General features: G+C 59.7%; 1 protein-coding gene. It reads right to left on the bottom strand.

All coding sequences use genetic code 11. The annotated features are described in order from the left end of the window. Positions 1-33: 33 nt before the first annotated feature. Positions 34-1,388, bottom strand: a protein-coding gene (locus tag AC3WVS_RS31200) for an IS3 family transposase (protein WP_492321729.1) whose coding sequence is annotated in 2 segments (ribosomal slippage) — positions 34-923 and positions 923-1,388 — 1,356 coding nt in all. Because the reading frame shifts where the segments join, the coding sequence is not laid out codon by codon here. Positions 1,389-1,433 lie beyond the last annotated feature (45 nt).

Below are 1,433 nucleotides of genomic sequence, written 5' to 3'. Positions count from 1 at the left end.
GTGAACTGACCCCGTAAAGTTGGAGAGTCAAAGCTAGGTGGAACCGAACTGAGCCCTGTACTGTACGGGGCTCAGTCCTTTGAGCTTCAGCTTGATGCGTTCGTGATTGTAGTAGTGAATGTATCGATGCAACCCTGCCTCGAGTTCGGTGATGCTGCAGAACTGGCTTGTATGGAAGAACTCGGCCTTTAGTGTGCCGAAGAAGCTTTCCATGGCGGCGTTATCCAGGCAATTGCCCTTGCGCGACATACTTTGCGTGATGGCGCGTTGCGCCAGCAGCCGCTGGTAGCGCGGCATGCGGTAGTGCCAGCCCTGGTCGGAGTGCAGCAGAGGCCGATCGTCAGGTCCGAGCCGCGCAATGGCCTTGTGCAGCATGTTGGTGACCAATTCGAAGTGCGGCCGCTTGGCTGTCTCGTAGGCGACGATCTCGCCCGTGCACAGATCCAGCACCGGCGACAGGTACAGCTTTTGGCCTGCGACCCTGAACTCGGTCACGTCCGTAGCCCATTTTTGGTTCGGGCGCTGCGCCTCGAACTGGCGATCCAGAACGTTGGGCGCTGCGCGACCGCATTCGCCGCGGTAAGACCGGTATTTCTTCACCCGCACACACGACTTCAGGCCTAGCTCCAGCATCAGGCGCTGCACCGGCTTGTGGTTGACCAGCAGCCCTTGCGAGCGGATGGCGTCGGTGACACGCCGATAGCCATAGCGGCCCTTGTGTGTCTCGAACACCCGCCGAATCCTTGCCTTGAGATCCTGGTTCTTGTCACCGCTCTGGAGCGCCTTCCTCTGGTAGTAGAACGTGCTCGACGATAGCGTGGCCACCTTCAGCAGCGTCGCCAACGGGAATTGCGCCCTGAGCTCAAGCACTACTTGCGCTTTTTCTGCTGCGCAGCGCTTCTCTTCGCCTGAACCAGGGCATCCAGCTTTTTTAGGTACGCCACCTCCGCGCGCAGATAGTTGACCTCGTCGATCAGTTCTTCGCGGGTACGCTCTTTATCCTGCTTGGGCTTGGGAGTCGGTGGCTTTTGCATGGGCTGGCTATTGCGGGTTCGTCGTGACGAAAGGGCTTCCTCTCCCCCGGCATCATACCGTCGCTGCCATATAGCAACGACGCCGTAGCCTCGGATATTGAACCGCGCCGCCGCCTGCCGCAACGACAGCCCCTCAGCGCGCATGTGCTGCAAAACCGACAGCTTGAAGGCCGCCGTATACAGAACCCGCTTGCCCCTCAGGCCCGCGATCCCATGGTGCCGGTAGGCCGCCACCCATTCACGCAGGGTGCCTCGGTCCAGCGTATGCCGCTGCGCCAGCAGCCGGAAACCCTCATCCCCAGACAGATACTCCTGAACGACCTGCAGCTTGAACTGCTCGGTGTACTTTGCCATGTAAAAACCCCAAAAAGTTGTCTCCAACTTCTGGGGGTCAGTTCA

The organism is Cupriavidus sp. CPT47-8839-RL05A, from assembly GCF_058792255.1.
This window is presented reverse-complemented; position numbering and strand designations above follow the sequence as displayed.